Here is a 22838-nt window from a genome sequence, read left to right as displayed (position 1 = left end):
TATCGTTATTGGCATTGGTCAACAAGGCGGTGACGTTTTAAGCCGTTTCCCGGCCGCCAGCCTTTACCAGCGCAACCAGCCGCTCGCGGTCATAGGCGGCGTCGAGATCGGCCGCGGCCTTATCGGCTTCAGCCTCAAGATCGTCGCTCACCGGCACGGGGTCGGATTTGCGCCATTCGGCAAGGTAGTCGTCTGTTTCGCTCGCGCCGGTGCGCATCGCGCACATGTCGATCGCTTCGGTGAAGCGCGGCGGCAGTTCGCGCTTGGCGTTCTGCCGGCCCTTCCGGACGATCACCTGCGCGGGGATATCGCGCCAGTAGACGATGACAAGGTCAGCCATGATGGTTCCGTTTCTGAGTGGAGAGAGAATTGCCGCGCCGCGTTGCGGACGCTTGTTGCGCGACGACGCGGGCAGGTTGAAAAACGACGCGCTAACAAACACTCACGGACGTGTCGCAGGCGTGGCCGCCGATACCAGCGCGGTGGTAAGGTCGCCATACCCGGTGAAGCGCTTTTCATAGGCAAGGCCGAGCATCGCCGCCGCGTCCTGCGCGACCTTTTCCAGTGCCGGATCGTCCGTCTGCGCGAGGTAGACCAGCTTCTCGTAATTGCCGAAGAAGTCCCGGGCGAGTTCGGGATGCCGGTCGAGACCCAGCGGCTTGATGAAGAACGACTCGAACTGCCGGCAGAGGAAGTCGGTAAAGTAGAAGGCGGTGATGTCGCTGTCCGCAACCTGCTCGAAGGCCCCAAGGCCCTGGTAGAAGGCGAAGCAATGCGGGCCGGCGAGGCGCTGCACGCCGTGCTTCTCGCAAACTGCGTCCAGCATGCCGCCGGTGCCGCAATCGGCATAGCCAACCAGGATGTTCTTCCAGCCTTCGGCCTTGGCCTTGCTGATCGCCGCGTCGATACCGGGCGCGATTTGATTAGGACGGAAGTGATACTCGGCGGGCAGGCAAGTCAGCTCAAGATGGTCGAGGCCATTCGCCGCTTTCACCGCAAGGATCTCACGCGCGAGCATCCCGCACGCGATGATGAGAACCTTTTCTGGGGCCGTGCGTTGCATTGGCGTCACTGATCCCGCGCACCCCGCGCTCTATCCCGATACGGAGAGAGATGATGAACCCGAAGGTCATTTCCAAGGTCGCAGCACTTGTCCTCGTCGCTGGTTTCGCTGCCGGCTGCGCAAACACGATCCGCGGCATGGGGGCGGACACGGCCAATGCTGTCGATGCTACGCAGCAGGCTGGCCGTTCCGTCGAGCGTTCGGCCAGCTACTGACTTGAATGCAACAGCGTTCTGCGCGGCTCTCAGGCCGCGCGAACGTTGTGACGACGCTTCATGAAGTCCTTGGCCGTCTCGACTGCGACAGCCGCGTCGCGGCAGTAGGCATCGGCGCCCACGGCCTTCGCGAATTCCTCGTTCAGCGGCGCACCGCCGACCAGGACGACGTAGTCGTCGCGAATACCCTTTTCCTTCAGCGTGTCGATGACCACCTTCATGTAGGGCATGGTGGTGGTGAGCAGCGCCGACATGCCGACGATGTCCGGCTTGTGCTCTTCGATCGCCGCCAGGTAGTTCTCGACCGGGTTGTTGATGCCGAGGTCAATCACGTCGAAACCGGCGCCTTCCATCATCATGCCGACGAGGTTCTTGCCGATGTCGTGGATGTCGCCCTTCACCGTGCCGATGACGAGCTTGCCCTGCTTCGGGGCATCGGTGGCGGCGAGCAGCGGGCGCAGGATGGCCATGCCGGCCTTCATCGCGTTCGCCGAGAGCAACACTTCCGGCACAAACAGGATGCCGTCGCGGAAGTCCTCGCCCACGATGCGCATGCCCTCGACGAGCGCCTGTGTCAGCACGTCGTAAGGTGCCCAGCCGCGCTCCAGAAGGATGCGCGTTCCTTCCTCGATCTCTTCCTTCAGACCATCATAGAGGTCGTCGTGCATCTGCTGCACGAGTTCATCGTCGGAGAGTTCGGACAGGATGATTTCGTCGTCGGACATTCCCAAGCTCCTGAAGACATGGCCCGCATCGCGGCGCGGCGGCTATTGCGGCCAATTCTTATGTTCCCCGACGCCGTTTGCTTATCTGATTTGCGACGTCGCGCAAGTGGAAAGCGACCGATTGCGATTTCAGTGATACGATAGTTTTCGCAGTTGTCGAAATTGCGACAGGCTCTGGCGCTGGCTGGCCGCTTATCCCGTGCCGCTTGGCTACGATTCGACCGAAGCCGTGTTGAATCAGGGAATCGGGCATGGAAGACAATACGACTGTAGAGCAGGACACCGGCGGGCGCAGGGCTCGCGGCGGTGCGGCTGCGCGGCGCGCGGCGCGTACCAGCGGCAGCGCGGGTACGCAGCTGACGTACATCAAGCGCGAGATTCCGCTCTACGAAGTCCTCAATGAGGAGGGGCTGGCACTGATCGAGGCGAATGCCGACACGGTGCTGGAAGAAGTTGGCATCGAGTTCCGCGACGATCCGGAAGCCCTGGAGCTGTGGAAGCAGGCAGGCGCTGACGTTCGCGGCGAGCGGGTGCATTTCCCCAAGGGTCTGCCGCGGTCGCTGCTGAAGACCGCGCCGTCGGTGTTCACCCAGCATGCGCGCAATCCGCAGCGCTCGGTGCAGATCGGCGGCAATGCGACCGTCTTCGCGCCGGTCTACGGTCCTCCGTTTGTACGCGACCTAGACGGCAACCGCCGCTACGCGACGATCGAGGACTTCCGCAACTTCGTGAAGCTCTCCTACATGGCGCCGTCGATCCACCATTCGGGCGGCACCGTCTGCGAGCCGGTCGACGTTCCGGTCAACAAGCGCCATCTCGACATGGTGCTGGCGCACATGACGCTGTCGGACAAGCCGTTCATGGGCTCGGTTACCGCGCCTGAGCGCGCAGAGGACACGATCGCGATGGCGAAGATCCTGTTCGGCGACGAATTCGTCGAGCAGAACACCGTTGTCATCAACCTCATCAACGCCAACTCGCCGATGGTCTTCGATGAGACCATGCTGGGCGCGCTGAAGGTCTATGCCCGCCACAATCAGGCCTGCATCGTCACGCCGTTCATCCTCTCGGGCGCCATGAGCCCGGTGACGGTTGCCGGCACGCTGACGCAAGTTCTGGCCGAAGTGCTCGCTGGCGCCGCCTTCACGCAGCTGATCCGTCCGGGCGCGCCGGTGGTGTTCGGTACCTTTGCATCGTCGATTTCGATGCAGTCGGGCGCTCCGACCTTCGGTACGCCGGAGCCGACGCTGGTCTCCTACGGCGCTGCCCAGCTGGCGCGCCGCCTCGGCCTGCCGTTCCGCACCGGCGGCTCGCTCTGCGCGTCCAAGATCCCGGACGCGCAGGCGGCCTACGAGAGCGCGAACACGCTGAACTCGACGCTGCTCGCAGGCACCAACTTCGTGCTGCATGCGGCTGGCTGGCTCGAGGGCGGTCTCGCCTCCTGCTACGAGAAGTTCATGATGGACGTCGACCAGCTCGGCATGATGCCGAAGCTGGCGCAGGGCGTGGACCTGTCCGAGAACGGCCAGGCGCTCGACGCGATCCGCGAAGTGGGCCCCGGCAGCCACTATCTTGGTTGCTCGCACACGCAAGCGAACTTCCAGACCGCCTTCTACCGCTCGACGATCGCGGACAACAATTCGTACGAGCAGTGGCTGGCCGAAGGCGAGAAGACCGCAGCGCAGCGCGCCAACGAGCTCGCACGCCGTTGGCTCGAGAACTACGAGGCGCCGTATCTCGATCCGGGTATCGCCGAAGGCCTGCGCGACTACGTCGCCCGGCGCAAGGAGTCGATGCCCGACGCCTTCACCTGAAAGGAGCCCGATTCAGGCCGGGCTAAAGTGGCCAACATCATCCACAAGGAAGTCTGGCGCAGCGCCTTTCAGGATCCGACGAACAAGGGGAGGCGCTGAGTGCCTTCCCAGCCTTTGGAAATCTCGCAGGCGCTGGCGCCTTCCGGGCTCAGCGTCCGCGGCATTGCCCCGCTCGCCGTTGGCGAGTGGGGAACCGCCCGGGCCGTGGTGCTCGTGGGTAATGAAGGGGCGCGTTACTGGGCCCATTTCGAACAATGGCGGCAGGGCCAGCCTGCCGGCATTTCCAATCCACTCGATACATGGTCGCGTCAGGTCATTTCCGAAGTCGCGCAGCGCTTTGGCGGCCGCGTCGTCATGCCGAACGACCGGCCCTGGGCTCCTTTCCAGCAATGGGCTACGCGCGCGCAGAAGCTGGCCTCGTCACCAGTCGGACCGTTGATCGATCCGCGTCTCGGCCTGTGGCACGCTTATCGAGGCGCGATCCTGTTCGATGTTGAGTTTCCGATTCAGGAAGTTGAGGAAGTGATTCATGCCTGCGGCGCATGTGTCGGAGAATTCTGCATAAACGCCTGTCCGGTTCATGCCTTTGATGGCGGCGCCTACGACTACGCGGCGTGCCTCGCGCATGTGCGCGGGCCGAACGCTGGCGAATGCCGCACGCGCTGCATCGCGCGCAATGCCTGCCCGGTCGGCACCGAGTGGCGATACCCGGACGAAGTCCAGGCGTTTCACCACAAGGCGTTTGCCGGGCTTTAGGCTGCCTGCTTGATGGTGATGCGGTTGCGCCCGTTCTTCTTGGACTCGTAGAGGCCCTTGTCGACCAACCGCATCAGCTCTTCGAAGTCGGAGGGCGCCTGATCTATGTGGCAAACACCGCCGCTGATCGTCATGCCAAAGGTGTCGTTGCCCGACACCACCGGCCACTGGCTGACGCGCCCGCGAATCTTCTCGATGAAGGCTGCGGCTTCCTCCGGATCGATGGCGTCGAAGATGATCGTGAACTCCTCGCCGCCGATACGCGCGACCGTGCCGCGGTCGCCGACCATCTCACGGCAGATCTGCGCACAGGTGCGGATCGCTGCGTCTCCGGCTCCGTGACCAAAACGGTCGTTAATGGACTTGAACCGGTCAATGTCGATGAGCGCCAGCGCGAACGGCTTCTGTTCGGCAAGGTATGAGCGCAGGCGCATTTCGAAGGCGTTGCGGTTAAGGAGCTGGGTCAGCGAATCGTGCATCGCCGCGAACCGCAGGGCCGCACTGCCTCGTTCATAGGCGAGCGAGAGAGCGAAGGCGCCGCCAGCAACCGTGTGAAACAGGGCCACCGCGAGGTGGACGGCGAGGGCGGTGTCCTGCGGGATGTAGGCTGGCATGGAGCCGTCATCGAGCAGGCCGACGAAGATGCGATAGCCAAACGACAATCCCATCGCGACATAGGCGATGATCAGCCAGTAGCGGGACGGAAAACCGTCGTCGCGATCGCGCCAAAATTCGTAGGCGATCAGCGCGGTCTGCGTGGTCAGCGCGATGTTCGCGACGCCAAGGACGACGCCGTTCACCGATAGGGCAAATGGACCCGCAGCAACGAGATAAAAAATGACGCCGCCCCAGGTGACGAACCAGGGGGTCGTGCGACCGGAGAACTGCCGCGCCGCCTTCCACCGCAGGCCGAAGCCGATAATGAGGAAGATGTCGGGCATCAGGGTCATCGCGAGGGGCGGCAGCATCTGGTCGACCGTGTAGAGCGCCAGCGACAACGCGATCACGACATTCGCGATCGCCCAGGAACGCCGCCACTCCTCGTCGCGGCGGCCATGTGCCGCAACGCCTTTGGCGATCGCCATGACAAGCAGGATGACGATGTTGGCGAGGAAAAGCGTCGTTGTGTCCAAAGCGCCCCCAATGAAGCTCTGCATTTGCGCGCAGGGTGAAGCTGACGCGGCCATCGGCAGTGTTCCATACGGAAACTGCTGTCAGGTTAGTGATCTTGGTTGAGTAATCGTTAAGCGCGGCAAGGTTTTTCAATCGCCGCCAGCTCCAAGGCTTGGGGCGATGTGCCAGCATCCTGAAGGTGTGCAAATGAAACAGGCGGTGCGAGGCCAGAAGCCTCGGCACCGCCTGCCAAAGTGAAGGAGCGAGGGGGGCAAACCGGCTGCTGGTCGGGGGGCTAGGGCGCAGCCGTGGGTTCGCGTCAGTTCGCTTCCTTCACCGATTCATGCATGACGTGCCCTGCGCCGCTCGCGGCGGCCTTCGCCTTCACCGGCACCGCTCTCGAACGCCTGCTTGTTCCGCAGCGGCCCGATATAGGTGACGATCTCACTGACGTCCGGGCGTTCGGCGCCGCGGACATAGTGGTCCAGCGCCTCGCGCATTGCACGCAGGTGCTCGCATGATGTGCCGCAGCAGCCGCCGATGATCGACGCACCGGCGTCGAACGCCATGCAGGCATATTTCGCCATCAGCTCGGGTGTGCCGGAATAGACGATTTCGGTGCCCTGGAACTCGGGGATGCCGCAATTGCCCTTGACGACGATGATCGCGTCGGGCTTGGCGGCGCTCATGTCCAGCAGCGAGGCAAGAATGTCGGAAGCGCCTACGCCGCAATTCGCGCCGACTGCCACCGGCTGCTCGGGCAGGCCGTCCACCACCGAATGGATGTCGCGCGGGGCAAGGCCCATCATGGTGCGGCCAGCAGTGTCAAATGAGCCGGTGTAGACATATGGCAGGCCAACGCGGGCGGCAGCTTCCGCCGCGGCGCGAATTTCGCCGGGCGCGGACATGGTCTCAATCCACGCTACCTCCGCACCACCAGCCTTCAGGCCTTCCATCTGCTCGGCAAAGGCATCGACTGCGGCGTCATGGGTGAGCGCGCCGAGCGGTTCCAGCAGTTCGCCGGTCGGACCAACGGAACCCGCAACGATCACCTTGCGGCCGGCACGATCGGCAACCGAACGGGCGATTTCAGCGGCCTTCCTGTTGAGTTCGAAGACGCGATCCTGCGCGTTGTGCAGCTTGAGGCGGTGGCGGGTGCCGCCGAACGAGTTGGTGAGGATGATGTCGGCGCCGGCGTCGACGAAGCCCTGATGCAGGGCCACGATCTTCGCCGGCGCGGTTTCATTCCACAGTTCCGGCGCTTCGCCCGAATTGAGCCCCATCGCGAACAGGTTCGTCCCCGTGGCGCCGTCGGCGAGGAGTACGCCCTTTTGGGCGAGGAGTTCATGGATGGGGTTAGGCATGGCCGCCTCCGTGCATTTCGATATTAGGATAACGATATAAAGAAATCTTTATGTCGTCAATTCGGAAATGCGTGGCCACTTGCATTTTCCTCGTGCAGGGGCGCCCGCCGATAGCGCAAAAAATGCGGACGAAATCACTTGACATTCGCGAAGGTGCCACAACCTCTTCTGCGGGAGAAAAAAACTTCAAAATCTTGCACTTAGAGGGGAACCAACGTTCCGCTGGCGAGTTTGGCGGCGCGAAATATGCAGGAGGATTGAAGTGAAGCGGGTTTCAGTCGCAGCGTTTGCGGAGCAGATCATCGCGGACAGCAAGGCGGCCCTGATTTCAGTCCCGAACGTGGTTTCGGACATCCGAGAGCACATGCCTGACTGTGAACATACCGATGAAGAGCTGGCCCAGATCGTCACGATGATCGCGATCAACAAGGGCCGTCAGCTGTCCTTCATCCGGCCGCAGGGATTCGAGCCGGTGATATAACCAGCCGTGAATCAGGATGCGGCGCAGAAGCGCCGCATCTTCTCGTCGGTGGTTCAAAAAGGCTATTCCGCGACTGCGATGTGCCAGACGCCGCCGACACCGTCGCCGGACATGTCGCCGGGCTGTTTGTCATCGACCCACGTGTAGAGCGGCTTGCCCTTGTAGGCCCACATCTTGGTGCCGTCGGTTGCGTCGACCACCGACCAGTCGCCCTCTGCCGTCGCGCCTTCCTCTGCCTTGAATGCCGGCCATTTAGCCAGGCATCCGGCATCGCAATTCGACTTCCCGGCTTCGTCCTTGTCGAAGGTGTAAAGCGTCATGCCGTTCTGGTCGGTGTAGACCTTCTTGTCGCCGATCGTCTGAACCTTGGCGGGTTCTTCGGCATAGGCGGCAGCGACGCCCAGAAACAGGGTCGCAAGTGCAGTCACAGCGATCTTCATGGTGGTGCTCCTCCCGTGAGCAGGGCCGAGGATGTTGGTCTGCCGGCAGAGGAACGCCCCGCTTATTCTTCATGTTCCGCCGTTCACGGACACTTGTTGAAAGGCTTGAGCGCGGTCTATGCTGCGAGACATGACGATCAGACTGCAGCATATCATGGCGGACCGTATCGCCGTAACACCTTCCACGCGAACCCGGCATTCCGAGTTGCTGATCCTCTGCGCTCGGATCGGCTATTCGCCGCCACTTTCCGACTGACCTTCACCCGGCAGAACTTGCCGAGATGATTCAATCGGAGAAGCTAATTACATGTCTTATCAGAATTTTTCCCTGAAGCAGCTTCAGGAGATCGATGCTGCGCACCACCTCCATCCGTTTACCGACCACAAGGACCTGCGCGGTGCCGGCAGCCGCATGATAACGCGCGCTGAAGGGCCGTATATCTACGATTCGGAAGGAAACGAGATCCTCGACGGCATGGCCGGCCTTTGGTGCGTGAACATCGGATATGGCCGCCACGAGCTCGCTGACGCGGCCTACAAGCAGATGAAAGAGCTGCCGTATTACAACTCTTTCTTCCGCTGCACGACGCCGACGCCGGTGCTTTTGTCAAAGAAGCTCGCCGAGATCGCGCCGCCGCACATCAACCAGGTTTTCTACGGCTCGTCGGGTTCGGAAGCGAACGATACCGCGCTGCGTCTCGTGCGCCACTACTGGGCGCTTGAGGGCAAGCCGCAGAAGAACATCGTGATCTCGCGCCACAACGCCTACCACGGCTCTACCGTTGCCGGCACGTCGCTGGGCGGGATGTCGGCGATGCATTCGCAGCTGGGCGGTGCCGTGCCGAATATCGTCCATGTGATGATGCCGTATTCCTTCGAGCTGGCGCAGCCTGGCGAGAGCGAGCATGACTTCGGCATCCGCGCGGCAAAGGCAATCGAGGATGCGATCCTCGAGCATGGCCCCGAGAACGTGGCCGCCTTCATCGGCGAACCGATCATGGGCGCGGGCGGCGTGAAGATCCCGCCAGCGAGCTACTGGCCGGAAGTCCAGCGCATCTGCCGCAAGTACGACGTGCTGCTGATGCTGGACGAGGTGATCACCGGCTATGGCCGCACCGGCGAGTGGTTCGCGGCGCAGGCGATGGGCGTGGAGCCCGACACCATCACCACAGCTAAGGCGCTGACCTCCGGCTACCAGCCGCTGTCGGCGCTGCTGGTCGGCGACCGTATTTCTTCGACGCTGGTCGAGAAGGGCGGCGAATTCTACCACGGCTACACCTATTCGGGGCATCCGGTTGCCTGCGCCGTGGCGCTCGCCAACCTCGAAATCATCGAGAAAGAAGGGCTGATCGAGCGCGTCCGCAACGAAACCGGCCCCTACTTCAACCAGGCGCTCAAGGAGCGCATCGCCGGCCATGGGATCGTCGGTGAGGTGCGCTCGTTCGGCCTGATGGGTGCCATTGAAATCGTAAAGGACAAGGAGACGCGCGAGCGCTTCCCGGATGAGGGCAGCGCGGCTGTCGTCGTCCGCGACCATGCAATTGCAAATGGCATGATGCTGCGCGCGACCGGCGATACCATGATCATGTCGCCGCCGCTGATCTGGACGAGGCAGACGATCGATCTTGCGGTGGAGCGGATCCTCAAGGCGCTGGACCGCGCCGAGCGCGACCTGCGCAAGTAACTGAGGCGAATTTGGAGGGGCGGAGCGAAAGCTTCGTCCCTTTTTCATGCGCACGGTAGGGGCTTTAGATGCGCTCAGGGAGACGCTGAAAGCGAGCGCCCGCATATCTCAGAAAGCAGCAGAACCGCGTCCTCCCGGCGGGGGAGGGACGCGGTCTTGCCAAAGATACGCATGGCGCTTCGCTTACGCAAAACTCTAGCGAAACTGTACACTCCGGTACGCAATACCTGATCCGGAGTTCGGCGGCTGCGTTTGCCGCTCACCCACCGTTTTAGTCGGACATCGTTACCGTCGGGTTATCAAAAACTTAAGCAAATCTAAATTCGCGATTTTTCCGCCTCGAAGTGCGAAAAATCACCCTCTGAGGGCAGGGTGTAACGTCCGTCACAGCCTGAAATTGTTCAGTGAATGCTGAATAAACGCACAGGTTGTGATTAGCTGGCGGGATGCTCGCCCCTGAGGAAGCGGATGATGGCTGAAAAGTCTTCGCCGCCGCCGCCGGCCGCCTCGTAGAGCGCATAAAGCTGCGCCGCCGCGGCGCCGAGAGGAGTTGCAGCGCCAGAGCTCTGTGCTGCTTCCTGCGACAGGCGCAGGTCCTTCAACATCAGAGCAGTGGCGAAGCCCGGCTTGTAGTCGCGATTGGCGGGAGAGGAAGGAACCGGGCCGGGGACCGGGCAATAGGTCGTCAGCGACCAGCACTGGCCGGATGAAGTGGATGCGACGTCAAAAAGTGCCTGGTGCGAAAGGCCGAGTTTTTCGGCGAGCACAAAGGCTTCGCCGACGCCGATCATCGAGATGCCGAGCAGCATGTTGTTGCAGATCTTGGCTGCCTGGCCGGCACCTGCGTCGCCGCAGTGGACGATCTTGCCAGCCATCGGCTTCAGGACCGGTTCGGCCTTCGCAAAGGCTTCCTGCGTTCCGCCGGCCATGAAGGTGAGGGTGCCTGCTGCTGCGCCGCCGACGCCACCGGACACCGGTGCGTCGATCGACAGCATGCCGCCTTCCTGTGCAATCGCATGCGCCTTGCGCGCGGAGTCGACATCGATGGTGGAGGAATCGATGAACAGTATGCCCTTTGCGGCCGCTGGGACGATGTCGCCGTAGACGGAGAGAACGTGTTTGCCGGCCGGCAGCATGGTGATGACGATGTCGGCGCCAGCGACCGCATCCGCCGCGCTGGATGCGATCTTCAGGCCGTTACCCTCGGCGGTCTTCAGGTTGGCGTCCACCAGGTCGAAGCCGCGAACTATGTAACCTGCCTTGACCAGGTTCGCGGCCATCGGGTTGCCCATGTTGCCGAGGCCGACGAATGCAATGGTGCTCATGTGTTTCCTCCCTGAATGGTAGGGGAGTAGGTGAATAAGGGCGTAGGGGAGTGTGCTCGCCCTAGACCCCTAAGTCCCTAACCCCCTAATCACCTACCCACCAAGTACCTCGCGATGATGACGCGCATGATCTCGTTGGTGCCTTCGAGGATCTGGTGGACGCGCAGGTCGCGCACCAGCTTCTCGATGCCGTATTCGTGCAGATAGCCGTAGCCGCCGTGCAGCTGCAGTGCCTCGTTGGCGACGTTGAAGCAGGTGTCGGTCACGAAGCGTTTAGCCATTGCCGACCACGTGCCGGCGTCCGGCGTCTTGCGGTCGAGCTTTGACGCCGCCGTGTAGAGCATCATCCGCGAGGCCTGCAGGTCCGTCTCCATGTCGGCCAGCTTGAACTGCAGGGCCTGGAACTGGTTGATCGGCTTGCCGAAGGCATTACGCTCGCCGGAATAGGCAAGCGCCTTCTCGAACGCGGCCTGCGCACCGCCGAGGGAACAGGCCGCAATGTTGAGGCGGCCGCCGTCGAGGCCGGCCATGGCAATGCGGAAGCCCGCGCCTTCCCCCATGAGCAGGTCTTCCGCCGGCACCCGGCAGTCCTGGAAGATTACCTGCCGGGTTGGCTGCATGTGCCAGCCCATCTTCTTCTCGGACGGGCCGAAAGAGAGCCCCGGCGCGTCCTTCGGGATGATGAAGGTGGAAACACCCTTGGGGCCATCTTCGCCGGTGCGCGCCATGACGACATAAACGTCGGACTCGCCGGCGCCGGAGATGAACTGCTTCGTCCCGTTGAGCACGTAGTGGTCGCCGTCACGGACCGCGCGGGTGCGCAGCGCGGCGGCATCCGAGCCCGCGCCGGGTTCGGTCAGGCAGTAACTCGCCATCCATTCGAACGACGTCATCTTCGGCAGGAAGCGCTGGCGCTGCTCTTCCGCGCCGAACGTGTCGATCATCCACGCCGCCATGTTGTGGATCGAGATCATCGACGAGAAGCCGGGACAGGCGGCGGCGAGCGCCTCGAAGATCAGCACCGCGTCCAGCCGACCGAGGCCAGAGCCGCCGACATCCTCGCGGACGTAGATGCCGCCGAAGCCGAGCGACCCGGTCTCCCGGATGACGTCGGACGGAAAGTGGCGGTTGTGGTCCCATTCGAGCGCGAGCGGAGCCACCCGATCGGCTGCGAAGTCGCGCGTCATCTCCTGGATCGCGCGCTGGTCTTCGTTGAGTTCGAACTGGGCAGCAGGATTGGCCGCGTCCATGGCGTCCTCCCTATGGACTGAATGCTCTTTGACCTTGCTGCCAATCTATTCCATTGACGGTCGGGCGCAACACGGCCGGCCCGCAAAGGGGTTGTGCGCCGATGCGATAGCGAGATGCTGGGCGCGTTCAAATTTGCGCATCAGCTGCCTTCGGCCAGTAGGTACCAAAGCACCACACGTTGCCTTCCGGATCGCGGCATATGAACTCGCGGCTGCCATAGCTGCGGTCGGTGAGTTGTTCCTCGATCTTCACGCCAGAAGCGGTCACGCGAGCAAACAGCGTGTCGACGTCCTCGACCGCAACGTAGAGCGCCTTGCCGCCCTGTTCGCCCGGCGCGCCAACTAGGGCACCGAAGGCATCGTTGCGGACCTCGCCGCACATGATGATCGATGAGCCCAATGCAAGTTCCGCATGGGCAACTGTACCGTCGTCATTGTCGTAGCGGGTGAGGATCTGGAAGCCGATCGTCTGCGTCAGCCATTCCAGCATCGCGGTCGCGTTGCGGAAGCGGAAGGTCGGGTAGATCCGAGGCGCCTCATGCGGCGAATAGGTCATGACAGTCTCCCAGTTGTTGCTGCCCGAGAGAGGCAAGTCCTGACCGAGAATAGTCGAAAGCGTCGCCCGCGCGAAGACTCAAGCAATCAGCAGGCGGATCGCCAGCGCAACGCAGGTGATGACCAGCAGCGGCTTGATGAGCTTCGCGCCATTCTTCATCGCGAGTCCCGCGCCGACGCGGGCGCCGATGAATTGCGAGATGCCCATCACCAGCCCGATCTGCCAGTGAACGACGCCCACCGCGGCGAACAATGCAAAGCCGCCGAGGTTCGAGGAGAAGTTCAGGAGCTTGGTGTGGGCGGTGGCCTTCAGTACGCCGTAACCGGCCAGTGCCACGAAGGCGAGCATGAAGAACGAACCAGTGCCGGGGCCGAACACGCCGTCGTAGAAGCCGATAAGGGGCACGACAACCAGCGCGAACATGGCTGGCGTGATGCGCTGGGCGCGATCCACATCGTCCATGTTCGGCTTGAAGGCGAAGTAGAGCGCGATCGCGATGAGCAGCGGCGGCAGGATCATCCGCAGCCACTCGCCCGGCAGGATGGTCGCAAGGCCCGCGCCCAGCACCGCGCCGACGAACGAGATCAGCGCAGCCGGTAGCTGCTTGCGCAGGTCGACGTGTCCCTTGGAGGCGTAGGCGATGGTTGCCGAGCCGGAGCCGAACAGGCCCTGCAGCTTGTTGGTTCCGAGCGCATCAACCGGCGGGAAACCGGCGAGCAACATGGCCGGCACCGTAATCAGCCCGCCGCCACCGGCGATCGAGTCGATGAAACCGGCAAGGAACGCCACGCCGATGAGGAGCGCGACGATGTGAGGTGCAAGGTCAACGAGCATTCAGGTTCAGCCCAGTCTGGCGAGACGCCGTTCAAGCGCTCGCTGGAGATCGGGCGCTGCTTCCACCAGAGCCTTTGCGGCATCCGACTGAGGGTGGTCAAGGACTTCGTCGGTCCTGCCGGTCTCGACGATGCGGCCTTCCTGCATCACCATCACCTCGTCGGTGATTGCGCGGGCGACCGTGAGGTCGTGGGTGATGAAGAGGTAGGCGACGCCGAGCCGCGCGTTGAGGTCGGCGAAAAGGTCCAGTACCTGCGCGCGGATCGACACGTCCAGTGCCGAGACCGGCTCGTCTGCAACGATCAGCTTCGGACGGGTGATGATGGCGCGGGCGATCGAGATGCGCTGGCGCTGGCCGCCGGAAAACTCGTGCGGGTATTTTCCCATGTCGGACGGCTTCAGGCCGACCTTGTCGAGCGCATCAGCGACCAGCTCGCGGCGTTCGGCGGGCGAGGGCGCCTCATCGAGCAGATGCAACGGCTCAGCCACCAGCCGCTCGACCTTGTGGCGCGGGTTGAACGAGCCGTACGGGTCCTGGAAGACGACCTGCATGCTGCGCCGCGCGGGCTTCAGCTGGGCCTCGGGCAAGGCGCTGACCTCGTGCCCGTCGACGTTGATCGAGCCGGACGTCGGGCGGTCGAGGGCGAGGATCATGCGCGCCAGCGTCGACTTCCCGCAGCCCGACCTGCCTACCAGCGCCACCGACTGCCCCCCAGCGATCTGGAACGACACGTCATCGACCGCGCGGAAGACGTCGGGAACCCTGAACAGCGATGTGCGGCGGTTCGGATAGTCGCGGACGACATTGCGGACTGAAAGGAGGGGGCGGGATGCGGTGGAGACGCCTTGGCCGGCAGAAACGGCCTGGCCGGAAACGCCTTCGCTGGAGGAAGTGTTGTTACCCCCACCCCTAACCCCTCCCCACAAGGGGGAGGGGGACTTGGAAGAAACTCCTTCCCTTATCGTGCCTGTCGCGGAGGAAGCAGTGTGTTCAGATGAATTCGTTGAAGAGATGTCTCCTTTCTCTTCAAGGCGCGCATGTGCGTCCTCTGCTGCGCTTGCCGGCTCTTCGTCGCGCAACGGAGACTTCGTTGAAGAGTGCGTGCTCGCCGTTTCCCCAACGTTCCCCTCCCCCTTGTGGGGAGGGGTTAGGGGTGGGGGTACCAATCCGGCGCCAGTGGTTGCTGCTCCGCCAATGGCCGCATCCTTTCTTCCCCGGTCCGGCACATGCATCGAGGCAAGCGCGAGCTGCCGCGTATAGGGATGTGCCTGCTGCGTGAGGGTGCGGGCGGTTTCGCCGGCTTCCATCACCTCGCCATGCCGCATGATGGTGACACGGTCGGACATGTCGGCGACGACGGCAAGGTCGTGCGAGATGAGCAGCAGGCCCATCTTCCGCTCGTCGACGAGGTCGCGCAGCAGTTCGAGGATCTGCTTCTGCAGCACGACGTCGAGCGCAGTCGTGGGTTCGTCGGCGATCAGCAGCTTTGGCGCCAGCGCACAGGCAATGGCGATGACCACGCGCTGACGCTGGCCGCCCGACAGTTCGTGCGGATAACGGGTCAACGGGAACTTCGACTCCGGCAGCCCGACACGGTCGAGCATTTTTCGTGCGCGCTCTTCCGCCTCAGCGCGCGAGGCGCGGGTGTGCCAGCGAATGCCCTCGGCCACCTGCTCGCCGATCGTCTTGACCGGGTTGAGCGCGGTCATCGGCTCCTGGAAAACCATGCCGATCTCGTTGCCGCGCAGGCGGTTCATCGCTGCTTCCGGCGCTCCCAAAATATCGATGCCGTCGAAGGTGATGCGGCCGGAAGCTCGCATCGCGATCGGCAGGAGCTGCATCACCGCCAGCGCCGTCATCGACTTGCCCGAACCGCTCTCGCCAACGAGGCCCATGACCTCGCCCTGTTCGAGCGAAAGGCTGACTCCCTTGAGGATAGGCAAGGAGCCGATGTCGAGGCGCAGGTTCTCGATCTCGAGCAGGCTCATCGCTCGCGCCTCAGTCGCGGATCGAGAAGGTCGCGAAGGCCGTCACCGAGGAGGTTGAGGCCAAGAACCGTGATGACGATGGCAAGGCCTGGGAACAACGCCTGGTAAGGCGCGACCATCATGCGGGTCTGCGAGTCGAACAGCATGCGGCCCCATGAAGGCATCGGCGGCTGTGCGCCCAGGCCGACATAGGAGAGGCCGGATTCGGCCAGAATGCCGAGCGCGAACTGGATCGTTCCCTGCACCAGGAGGATGGCGGCGATGTTCGGCAGGATGTGCTCGATGGTGATCTGTGCCTTGCCCTTGCCGGAGGCACGCGCCGCGAGCACATACTCGCGCGGCCAGATCGACATCGCGCCGGCGCGGGCGACACGCGCGAAGACCGGCACGTTGAAGATGCCGATGGCGATGATGGCGTTGATGGCGCCGGGGCCGAAGATGGCGGTGATCATCACGGCGGAAAGTAGGGCCGGGAAGGCGAAGACGATGTCGTTGAAGCGCATCACCGCCTCGTCGATCCAGCCGCCGCGCGCCGCCGCCCAGCAGCCGAGCGGCACGCCGAGGCACATGCCGATGCCGACGGCGACCAGGGCAACGGCGATCGAGTTGCGCGAGCCGATCATGATCATCGTCAGGATGTCGCGGCCGAAATGGTCGGTGCCGAACCAGTGCTGCCATGACGGCGGCTTCATCTTGTCAGCAACGACGAGATTGGTGATGTCGTAGGGCGTCCAGTAGAACGAGACGAGCGCCATCAGGGCGATGATGGCGGTAATGACGCATCCCACCACGAAGGAGCGGTTGCTCAGGGCCTGCAGCACAACGCTCTGGGTGCGCGGGAAGACGGGCTCGCCGATGCTCATGCCTTCACCCGCAGTCTCGGGTCCACCACCGCGTAGAGGATGTCGACCACAAGGTTGACGATCACGACGCTGGCGACCAGCAGCATCACCACGCCCTCGACGACGATCAGGTCGCGCTGGGTGATTGCCTGGAAGACGAGCCGGCCAAGGCCCGGCAGGTAGAACACGTTCTCGATGATGATTGTGCCCGCCAGCAGGAAGGCAAACTGCAGGCCTAGTATCGTGAGCACCGGGATCATCGCGTTGCGCAGGGCATGGCGCCACAGCACCTTTCGGCGCGGAATGCCCTTGGCGCGTGCCGTGCGGATGTAGTCTTCGCCCAGCACCTCGAGCATGGCCGAGCGCGTGACACGGGCGAGGATCGCCGCCTGCGGCAGGGCGAGCGCGATCGCCGGCATGATCAGCGCCTTGAACGCCGGCCAGATGCCGGCGCCCCAGCCGGGAAAGCCGCCGGCGGGCAGGAGGCGCAGCCAGACCGCGAAGACGTACACCAGAAGCAGCGCGAACCAGAAGTTCGGGATGGCGACGCCGACCTGCGTCGCGCCCATCGAGATCGCGTCAGCAGCGCGGCCGCGGCGCGAGGCGGCGAAGATGCCGACCGGAATGGCAATGGCTGTCGAGAGGATGAGCGAGATGACCGCAAGCGGCAGAGAGACGATGCCGCGCTCGACGATGAGGTCGATTACCGGTGAGGAATAGGTCCAGGAGCGGCCGAAGTCGCCCATCAGCATGCCGCCGATCCAGCTGAGGTAGCGAACCGGGATCGGCTGGTCGAGGCCCATCTGGCTGCGCAGGGTGGCAAGCGCCTCCGGCGTCGCGTTCATGCCGAGCATCAGCAGGGCGGGGTCGCCCGGCACGATTTCCAGCACGGCGAAGACGACAATGGACGCCACGATGACGGTGACGAGGCCGATCAGCAGGCGCCTGGCGAGAAACGCGCTCACGAACGCCCAGCGGGCATGCCTGAAAGCATCCCCCTCCGTGCTTCAGGCCGCCCCATTACGTGGAAGAACCGGTGTTCGCTGCTGAGTCCGCGCATCAGTACCGGGTGCCGCTTTTTCCGGAGTGCCGCAAGCCCCGATCTGCCCGGAGAGCGGGCAGAGGTCAGGTTGCGAGCCAGGAAGAAGCGGCAGCGTCCCAAATGCGAACCGTTACTGTTTCCACTTCACCTTGGTCAGGTCGTTCGCCTGCACCGGCATGTTGTGCCACATGCCTTCGAGGTTCGCATCCCAGACGCCGATCTTCGGCAGCTCGAACAGGAAGCCGACCGGTGCATCCTTGGCGAGGATTTCCTGCGCCTTGGCGTAGAGCTCGTTACGCTTGGCCTCGTCGGCGGTGAGCCCGAGCTCCTCGATCACCTTGTTGAACTCGGGGTTCTGGTAACCGATGTAGTAGTCCGGGCGCGAATAGATATCGATGTCGTTCGGCTCGGTGTGCGAGATGATGGTGAGGTCGTAGTCCTTTTCCTTGAACACCGTGCTCAGCCAGTCCGCCCACTCGACCGGGACGATCTCGAGGTCGATGCCGACCTGGCGCAGTTGCGAGGCAACAACTTGGCCGCCCTCGCGCGCATAGGGCGGCGGCGGCAGCTTGAGCGTCGCGGTGAAGCCGTCCGGGTAGCCGGCCTCGGCCAGCAGTGCCTTCGCCTTCTCCGGATCGTAGGGATAGGTGCCGGTGTGATCGACATAAGCCGCGTTGGCCGGCGAGAAGTGCGAGCCGATCGGCGTGCCGAGACCACCCATGCCGTTGCCGACGATGACCTCGTCACGGTTGATCGCGTGCGAGATCGCCTGGCGGACCTTGAGGTTGTTGAACGGCTCCTTGCCGTTGTTCATGGTCAGGATCGTCTCGCCCTCAGTGACACCGACGACGACTTCGAAGCGCGGATCGGACTTGAACTGGTCGAGCACCTCGCCGACGGGAGCCATCGGGAACGCCTGCACGTCGCCGGAGAGCAGCGCCGGAACAGCGGCTGCAGCGTCAGGAATGACGCGGAATTCGGCCTTTTCGAGCGCGACCGGCTCACCCCAGTAATCCGGGTTCTTGACGATGGTGATAGAAGCGCCGCGCGCCCAGTTCTCGAATTTGAACGGGCCGGTGCCGACCGGCTTTTCGGCGTTCGTCGCGGCGCTTTCGGGCGCAACCATCACGGCGTCGCCCCAGCCCATGTTGTAGAGGAACGAGCCCTGCGGGTTCTTGAGCGTGACCTTCAGCACCAGCGGCTCGACAACCTCGACGGTGTCGATCGCCGCAAACAGGCCCTTCTGGGCGTTCGTGGAGTCGGCGGCGCGGGCGCGGTCGAGCGAGAACTTGGCGTCCTCGGCGTCGAAGGTTGTACCGTCATGGAATTTCACGTTCTGTCGCAGGTGGAAGGTGTAGACCTTGCCGTCCTCTGAAATGTCCCAGCGTTCCGCGAGGGCTGGCAGGACCTCGCCCGAGGGGCCGATACGGGTCAGGCCCTCGAAGACGTTGGCATAGACGATTTCGTCGATCGCGGCGGCCGCGCCCGCGGTCGGGTCGAGGTGAGGGGGCTCGAGGACGACGCCCAGCACGAGGTCCGTTCGTTGCGCAAAGACGGAAGTCGTCGTTACCAGCGCGAGTGCAGTTGCGGCCAGGACTGATTTCACAAGCGTCATTGAACCCTCACCTAGCATTTTCAATGTTCTGGGGGATCAAAGCGCGAAACTGCCGTAGAGTAAATCGGCTTTGCATCTCAGCTGGCGCAATGCACAGGAGTTCCTATGGGACCAATTGTCAGAAGGGATGCGGCGCGCCTCGCGGCGGCCTTTCATTTTACACATTGATTGCGAAAATGCGATCGCTTCAGCGAACTGAGGATTCTCCATGCGCCGCAACATTCTGGTCCCTGCCTTTTTGTCTCTGGCCCTTGCCCTCGGGACGGCGTCGAGCCTCGCCGCCCAGGAGAGCCGCGGCCTCGCCGACGCACTGAGCGAGTTGCTTCGCAGCGGCGAAGCCGGCGACAAGCCGCTCCGCAAGGTGCCGTTCGGCCAGGAGGAGGTGCAGCTGTCCTATGCGCCGCTGGTGCGGGCGGTGTCGCCGGCGGTGGTGAACGTCTATGCCTCGCAGCAGGTCGCGGTGCGCTCGCCGTTCCTGGACGATCCATTCTTTGAGCAGTTCTTTGGCCGCCGGCAGATGCCGCCGCGGGTTAAGTCGTCACTCGGCTCGGGCGTCATCGTTGATCCTAGCGGCTTCATCGTCACCAACTATCACGTCATCCGAGACGCGGACGAGGTGAAGGTGGCGATGCCGGACGGGCGCGAGTTTAACAGCGAGATCCTGCTGCGCGACGAATCCCTCGATCTTGCCGTGCTCAAGATCGAAGGCTCCGAGCCCTTTCCGGTAGCGCCGCTTGGCGATTCCGACGCGCTGGAGGTCGGCGACCTTGTGCTCGCTATCGGTAATCCGTTCGGCGTCGGCCAGACCACCACCAGTGGCATCGTCTCGGCGCTCGCGCGTACCCATGTCGGCGTGAACGATTTTGGCTTCTTTATCCAGACCGATGCGGCAATCAATCCGGGAAATTCGGGCGGCGCGCTGGTCTCGATGCGCGGAGAGGTAATCGGGATCAATACCGCGATCTACAGCCAGACCGGCGGGTCTATCGGCATCGGATTCGCGATTCCTTCCAACATCGTACGCGCGGTTGTTGAAGCAGCGCGTGCGGGCAATGACTTCTTCGAGCGACCGTTCGTCGGCGCTACCTTCGAGAACGTGACGGCGCAGATCGCCGATGCGCTCGGCATGGCGCGGCCGACCGGCGCGCTGGTACAACTGGTGGCACCCGACGGCCCAGCGGCGAAAGCAGGCTTGCGTCCTGGCGACGTGGTGCTTGCCATGAACGGTGCAGCGATCGAGCATCCGGATGCGCTGGGCTATCGCCTTGCCACTCAGCCGATAGGCAGTGTCTCGGAACTGACGGTGCTTAGCCAGGGCAGCGAAAGGAAGGTCGAGATCGAGCTGGCGCGGGCGCCGGAAGGCGCATCGAGCGCGGAAATCATCATCGAGGGCCGCAGCCCGTTTGCCGGCACCAAGGTGGCGGCGCTGTCGCCACGCCTGGCGCAGCGGCTCGGCATTCGCGGGCAGGTGAGCGGCGATGGCGTTGCCGTCGTCGAGGTGACGCGCAACTCTCCTGCCGCCAGTTTCGGCCTGCAACCGCGAGATATTGTCCGCGAGGTCAACGGCGAGAAGGTTGCAACGCCCGAGAAGCTGCGCGAGATCGCTATGTCCAACTCGCGCTGGTGGCGATTCACCATCGAGCGCGACGGGCGCTTGTTGAACCAGATCCTGCGCTATTGACCATGGCAGACCTTTTCTCGTCCGATCCGCAGCCGGCTGCCCAGCCGGGCAGGCCGCTGGCTGACCGGCTTCGCCCTTCGGCCCTCGCCGAGGTCGTCGGCCAGGAGCACCTGACCGGCGAGGACGGCGCGCTCACGCGCATGATCCGGTCGGGCTCCCTCGGTTCGATGATTTTTTGGGGTCCTCCGGGGACCGGCAAGACGACGGTAGCCCGGCTCCTGGCCGGCGAGACAGGGCTTGCCTTCGAGCAGATCTCCGCGATCTTTTCTGGCGTTGCCGACCTCAAGAAGGTTTTTGACACGGCCCGCATGCGCCGCTCCAACGGGCGCCAGACGCTCCTGTTCGTCGACGAGATCCATCGCTTCAATCGGGCGCAGCAGGATTCCTTCCTGCCGGTCATGGAGGACGGTACGGTCATTCTCGTCGGTGCCACGACCGAAAACCCGTCGTTCGAGCTGAACGCGGCACTCTTGTCGCGTGCGCGGGTGCTGACCTTCCGATCGCTGGAGCCTGAGAGCATCGAGCGGCTGCTGGAGCGTGCGGAAAAGCTGGAAGGCAAGGATCTGCCGCTCAACGATGAGGCGCGTGCGGTGCTCGTGCGCATGGCCGACGGCGATGGCCGCGCGTCCCTGACCTTGGCTGAAGAAGTGTGGCGAGCGGCGCGGCCCGGCGAAATCTTCGATGCGGAGGGGCTGCAGCGCGTCGTCCAGCGCCGCGCGCCGATCTACGACAAGGGCCAGGATGGCCACTACAACCTGATCTCGGCGCTGCACAAATCGGTGCGCGGCTCTGATCCGGATGCAGCGCTCTACTACCTCGCGCGCATGTTCGACGCCGGCGAGGACCCGCTCTTCATCGGCCGGCGGCTGGTACGGATGGCGGTCGAGGACATCGGCCTCGCCGACCCGCAGGCGGTCGTGATCGCCAATGCCGCCAAGGATGCATACGACTTTCTCGGCTCGCCGGAAGGCGAGCTCGCGCTGGCGCATGCCTGCGTCTATCTCGCCACCGCTCCCAAGTCGAACGGCGTCTACGTCGCCTTCAAGGCGGCGATGCGCAAGGCCAAGGAACACGGGTCGCTGCGCCCGCCGGCGCACATCCTCAACGCGCCGACCAAGCTGATGAAGGAAGAGGGCTACGGTTCCGGCTATCGTTACGATCACGATGAGCCCGATGCCTTCTCCGGCCAGGATTATTTCCCCGAGGCGCTGGGCCGCCAGAAATTCTACGATCCGCCGGATCGCGGCTTCGAGCGCGAGATCCGCAAGCGGCTCGACTGGTGGGCAAAGCTGCGCCGCGAGCGGCACCAACGGTAAGGCGAGGCGGGGATGAACCAGATCCTGCTGGTGGCAGTCGGCGGCGCGGTGGGTTCGGTGCTGCGGCACCTCACCAATGTCTGGACGGTTCGGCTGTTCGGCCCAGGCTTTCCCTGGGGCACGCTCACCGTCAATCTCGTCGGCTGCTTCCTGATGGGGGTGATCGTCGAGGTGCTTGCGCGGCGTTTTGGCGGTGCGCCCGAGCTGCGGCTGCTGCTCGCCACCGGCCTCCTCGGCGGCTTCACAACCTTTTCCGCCTTCTCGCTCGACTTCGCGACCCTCTACCAGCGCGGCGCAATGCTGGAGGCGTTTGCCTATCTTGCCGGCAGCGTGGTGCTGTCTCTCGCCGGCGTGTTTCTCGGCTTGTGGCTGGCGCGGACCGTGGCGTGAGCTGCGGTCTCATTGGAGCGCCATCGTTTCCCACTTCGTCATCCCCGCCAAGCCCGCGAAGCGGGCGCGAGCAGGGGGGCCATGCCTGAACATTTCTATTAATCCTGCGATGGGGTTGTGCGCTCTTTCGGCGCTGACGTGGGGCGTCGCCGTTCAGGAATGGCAACTGTGTTTGTCAGGCGAAAGCTTTGTCGTCCCGGAGCATGGCGTTGAGCACGGTGACGAGCTTTCGGGCGACGGCGATGATTGCGACCTTCTTCGAGCCGGAGCGCCGGGCAATGGCACTGTAGAAGTCCTTGAAGCGCTGGTTTGCCCGGATGGCTCCAAGCGCTGCCATGTAGAG

The 22838-nt window shown here is 63.6% G+C and carries 22 protein-coding genes; 8 read left to right on the top strand and 14 right to left on the bottom strand.

Going from position 1 to position 22838, the window contains the following annotated elements; genetic code table 11:
- Positions 1 to 37: 37 nt before the first annotated feature.
- Both L630_RS0101645 and L630_RS0101640 read right to left on the bottom strand, forming a co-directional pair.
- A complete protein-coding gene (locus L630_RS0101645; RefSeq protein ID WP_024846548.1) occupies positions 38 to 340 on the bottom strand; it encodes a virulence factor in 303 nt (100 codons plus the stop codon).
- Positions 341 to 442: 102 nt separating this feature from the next.
- Positions 443 to 1063 (bottom strand): DUF1638 domain-containing protein, encoded by a 621-nt coding sequence (locus L630_RS0101640; RefSeq protein ID WP_024846547.1) that lies wholly within the window; start codon positions 1061 to 1063, stop codon positions 443 to 445.
- Positions 1064 to 1116: 53 nt separating this feature from the next.
- Here L630_RS0101640 and L630_RS0101635 point away from each other — a divergent pair, with 53 nt between their 5' ends.
- Entirely contained in the window at positions 1117 to 1278 is a 162-nt protein-coding gene (locus L630_RS0101635; protein ID WP_024846546.1) for a hypothetical protein, read from the top strand.
- A gap of 29 nt (positions 1279 to 1307) precedes the next feature.
- Here the strand turns inward: L630_RS0101635 and L630_RS0101630 are convergent, their stop codons facing one another.
- Positions 1308 to 2003, bottom strand: coding sequence for a B12-binding domain-containing protein (locus tag L630_RS0101630; RefSeq protein WP_024846545.1), 696 nt, complete (start codon positions 2001 to 2003; stop codon positions 1308 to 1310).
- 251 nt (positions 2004 to 2254) lie between these two features.
- On the opposite strand from L630_RS0101630, the gene L630_RS0101625 reads away from it, so the two are divergent.
- Together L630_RS0101625 and L630_RS0101620 are read left to right on the top strand one after the other, a co-directional pair.
- Entirely contained in the window at positions 2255 to 3817 is a 1563-nt protein-coding gene (locus tag L630_RS0101625; RefSeq protein ID WP_024846544.1) for a trimethylamine methyltransferase family protein, read from the top strand.
- Between the two features lie 99 nt (positions 3818 to 3916).
- Positions 3917 to 4573, top strand: coding sequence for a hypothetical protein (locus L630_RS0101620; RefSeq protein ID WP_024846543.1), 657 nt, complete (start codon positions 3917 to 3919; stop codon positions 4571 to 4573).
- Here the strand turns inward: L630_RS0101620 and L630_RS0101615 are convergent.
- Complete coding sequence (locus tag L630_RS0101615; protein WP_024846542.1) at positions 4570 to 5706, bottom strand: GGDEF domain-containing protein; 1137 nt, start codon at positions 5704 to 5706, stop codon at positions 4570 to 4572. The two genes, L630_RS0101620 and L630_RS0101615, sit on opposite strands and share 4 nt — an antisense overlap.
- Positions 5707 to 6027: 321 nt before the next feature.
- On the bottom strand, positions 6028 to 7050 hold the full coding sequence (gene bmt, locus L630_RS0101610) for a betaine--homocysteine S-methyltransferase (RefSeq protein ID WP_024846541.1): 1023 nt from the start codon (positions 7048 to 7050) through the stop codon (positions 6028 to 6030).
- Positions 7051 to 7312: 262 nt separating this feature from the next.
- Between bmt and L630_RS0101605 the strand changes: the two genes are divergently transcribed.
- Positions 7313 to 7531 carry a hypothetical protein gene (locus L630_RS0101605; RefSeq protein WP_024846540.1) on the top strand — a complete coding sequence of 73 codons (219 nt, stop codon included), beginning with the start codon at positions 7313 to 7315 and terminating at the stop codon, positions 7529 to 7531.
- Positions 7532 to 7593: 62 nt separating this feature from the next.
- Here the strand turns inward: L630_RS0101605 and L630_RS0101600 are convergent, their stop codons facing one another.
- Positions 7594 to 7971: a hypothetical protein gene (locus tag L630_RS0101600; RefSeq protein ID WP_024846539.1), complete on the bottom strand. Its 378-nt coding sequence runs from the start codon at positions 7969 to 7971 to the stop codon at positions 7594 to 7596.
- A gap of 307 nt (positions 7972 to 8278) precedes the next feature.
- Here L630_RS0101600 and L630_RS0101595 point away from each other — a divergent pair, with 307 nt between their 5' ends.
- Positions 8279 to 9655 (top strand): aspartate aminotransferase family protein, encoded by a 1377-nt coding sequence (locus L630_RS0101595; RefSeq protein WP_024846538.1) that lies wholly within the window; start codon positions 8279 to 8281, stop codon positions 9653 to 9655.
- Between the two features lie 434 nt (positions 9656 to 10089).
- On the opposite strand, the gene mmsB is transcribed toward L630_RS0101595, so the two are convergent.
- From mmsB to L630_RS0101555, 8 genes are all read right to left on the bottom strand, one after another.
- The gene (gene mmsB, locus L630_RS0101590; protein WP_024846537.1) at positions 10090 to 10980 is read right to left on the bottom strand and encodes a 3-hydroxyisobutyrate dehydrogenase; all 891 of its coding nucleotides are present in this window, start codon (positions 10978 to 10980) and stop codon (positions 10090 to 10092) included.
- An 89-nt stretch (positions 10981 to 11069) separates the two neighbouring features.
- Positions 11070 to 12230, bottom strand: coding sequence for an isobutyryl-CoA dehydrogenase (locus L630_RS0101585; protein WP_024846536.1), 1161 nt, complete (start codon positions 12228 to 12230; stop codon positions 11070 to 11072).
- Positions 12231 to 12357: 127 nt separating this feature from the next.
- Positions 12358 to 12786 carry a VOC family protein gene (locus L630_RS0101580; RefSeq protein ID WP_024846535.1) on the bottom strand — a complete coding sequence of 143 codons (429 nt, stop codon included), beginning with the start codon at positions 12784 to 12786 and terminating at the stop codon, positions 12358 to 12360.
- 78 nt (positions 12787 to 12864) lie between these two features.
- Positions 12865 to 13620: a TSUP family transporter gene (locus L630_RS0101575; protein ID WP_024846534.1), complete on the bottom strand. Its 756-nt coding sequence runs from the start codon at positions 13618 to 13620 to the stop codon at positions 12865 to 12867.
- A gap of 6 nt (positions 13621 to 13626) precedes the next feature.
- The gene (locus tag L630_RS23325) at positions 13627 to 15609 is read right to left on the bottom strand and encodes a dipeptide ABC transporter ATP-binding protein (protein ID WP_024846533.1); all 1983 of its coding nucleotides are present in this window, start codon (positions 15607 to 15609) and stop codon (positions 13627 to 13629) included.
- On the bottom strand, positions 15606 to 16472 hold the full coding sequence (locus tag L630_RS0101565) for an ABC transporter permease (RefSeq protein WP_024846532.1): 867 nt from the start codon (positions 16470 to 16472) through the stop codon (positions 15606 to 15608). The genes L630_RS23325 and L630_RS0101565 overlap by 4 nt, the downstream gene beginning before the upstream one ends.
- A complete protein-coding gene (locus L630_RS0101560; protein ID WP_024846531.1) occupies positions 16469 to 17416 on the bottom strand; it encodes an ABC transporter permease in 948 nt (315 codons plus the stop codon). Before L630_RS0101560 ends, L630_RS0101565 begins: the two co-directional genes overlap by 4 nt.
- 207 nt (positions 17417 to 17623) lie before the next feature.
- Positions 17624 to 19108, bottom strand: a complete 1485-nt coding sequence (locus L630_RS0101555) for an ABC transporter substrate-binding protein (RefSeq protein ID WP_024846530.1) — start codon at positions 19106 to 19108, stop codon at positions 17624 to 17626.
- A gap of 208 nt (positions 19109 to 19316) precedes the next feature.
- On the opposite strand from L630_RS0101555, the gene L630_RS0101550 reads away from it, so the two are divergent.
- The 3 genes from L630_RS0101550 to crcB are packed head-to-tail and all read left to right on the top strand — an operon-like array spanning position 19317 to position 22495.
- Positions 19317 to 20789: a DegQ family serine endoprotease gene (locus L630_RS0101550; RefSeq protein WP_024846529.1), complete on the top strand. Its 1473-nt coding sequence runs from the start codon at positions 19317 to 19319 to the stop codon at positions 20787 to 20789.
- A gap of 2 nt (positions 20790 to 20791) precedes the next feature.
- Positions 20792 to 22105: a replication-associated recombination protein A gene (locus L630_RS0101545; RefSeq protein ID WP_024846528.1), complete on the top strand. Its 1314-nt coding sequence runs from the start codon at positions 20792 to 20794 to the stop codon at positions 22103 to 22105.
- Positions 22106 to 22117: 12 nt separating this feature from the next.
- A complete protein-coding gene (crcB, locus tag L630_RS0101540) occupies positions 22118 to 22495 on the top strand; it encodes a fluoride efflux transporter CrcB (RefSeq protein WP_024846527.1) in 378 nt (125 codons plus the stop codon).
- The last annotated feature ends 343 nt before the right edge of the window (positions 22496 to 22838 follow it).

The organism is Aminobacter sp. J41 (genome assembly GCF_000526635.1).
GTDB lineage: Bacteria > Pseudomonadota > Alphaproteobacteria > Rhizobiales > Rhizobiaceae > Aerobium.
Note: the sequence above shows the minus strand (reverse complement) of the source record. Positions and strands in the feature narration are given on the sequence as shown.